The sequence below is a fragment of the Mesorhizobium sp. ORS 3428 genome (genome assembly GCF_001854785.1).
Classification (GTDB): domain Bacteria; phylum Pseudomonadota; class Alphaproteobacteria; order Rhizobiales; family Rhizobiaceae; genus Mesorhizobium.
The window spans coordinates 1-1353 of record NZ_MDFL01000089.1 but is presented as its reverse complement, the minus strand read 5'-3'; the positions used below and the strand labels follow the sequence as shown (position 1 = coordinate 1353).

Sequence of the window (1353 nt, the reverse complement as noted above, 5' to 3'; positions counted from 1 at the left end):
TGTCGATGGAGAGAAGGCAGGCCCCCTTCGTCTTGGCAGCGGTGATGGCGAAGCTCACCGTCATTTCCTGACCCGGGCCGCCGTGTCCTCTGATGGAACTGTTGTCGAAGATCTGCGTGGTTACTTCACCGGAACTGAGCAGCACGCAGGGCGGCTTGACCGGATTGCCGTAGGTTTGGATTTCGCGCGCTATGGAAGCGAAGAAGGTGCCCGCGTCGCGGCTCTCTCCTTCCAGGAATGAGGTGAGAATGATGGCGGGAATGCCCATCTCATCGCACGCTTGTTTCGCGTAAATGCAGGAGTCCGGCAGCGTGTTGAGCAGGAAATAGGTGTTATCGGGGAATGCTTTGGGTGTTTCCCTCTCGGGACCAGCGTTCATTAGGTAGTCCACCACGCTCTTCGGCAGGCGGCCTGCCACGTCAAAGTTGACAATCGTGGCGCGCGCGTCATCCAGTGTCGTAGCGTCGGGCCCRATTGGCGTGCTCTTGTAGGCCRCATAAGGCACCGCGATGTCGCCGGTTGCCGGCGAACCCACGGCGTCGCTGATACCAAAGCCAATCAGCTCGGCCCCGACATCCTGAATGCGCTTGGCCAGCATCCCGCCGTTCAATGCCGATATGTGACGACGGACTGCATTTATTTCATAAATTCCAGCACCTGATTTTAGGAGCACGTCGGTCGTGTCGATCTCATCCTGCAGTGAGATGCCGTCGATCGGGCAGGACATCAGGGCCGAACTCCCACCGCTGATCACAACGATAAAAAGATCGTCGGGGCCCGCCTTGTCGACTACCTCAATGATCTGCTTCGAAGCRCGGAATCCTTCCTCGTTCGGCAGCGGGTGGCCGCCGATGTAGACTTCGGTCTTATTGAAGCGATCGGTCTCTTCATGAATCTTGACGATTGCGATGCCACGCGTCAGGCGATCACCGAGCACGTGATCCACCGCCATCGCCATGTGGTTGCAAGCCTTGCCGGCGCCAAACAGATAGACGTTGCGTTTCTTTGAAAGGTCCCAGGAGCGTACGCCGATGTGGAGCACCTCGCCTTCCATCCGCATGATGCTGCGGATCCGCCTGTAACTGTCCAGCTTATCGAGCGTTCGGTCGGCGATCTCGAGCACCAGCTTCCTTGAAGCCGCATCGCCCTGTGCAACGATTTGCTCGGAATTTCTTATTTTCTTCATCTAAGGACTCGGACGACTTTAAGGGATGACTGCGGCAGCCCCGCTCCGCGCGTACAAATCCGTCGCGGACTGGGAAGGCCATCAGGTATCACTTTCAGTCTGTGCCGGGTACGCCGATACAATCCTGTCAGCTATAAAGCCAATTTATCAGAGCGCCATTTTTTTCG

At 57.2% G+C, this 1353-nt stretch carries 1 protein-coding gene; it reads right to left on the bottom strand.

The window, feature by feature from the left end; genetic code table 11:
- A partial coding sequence (locus ORS3428_RS08520) for a glycerate kinase type-2 family protein (RefSeq protein WP_071096420.1) occupies window positions 1–1186 on the bottom strand: 1186 nt, incomplete at its 3' end.
- Window positions 1187–1353 lie beyond the last annotated feature (167 nt).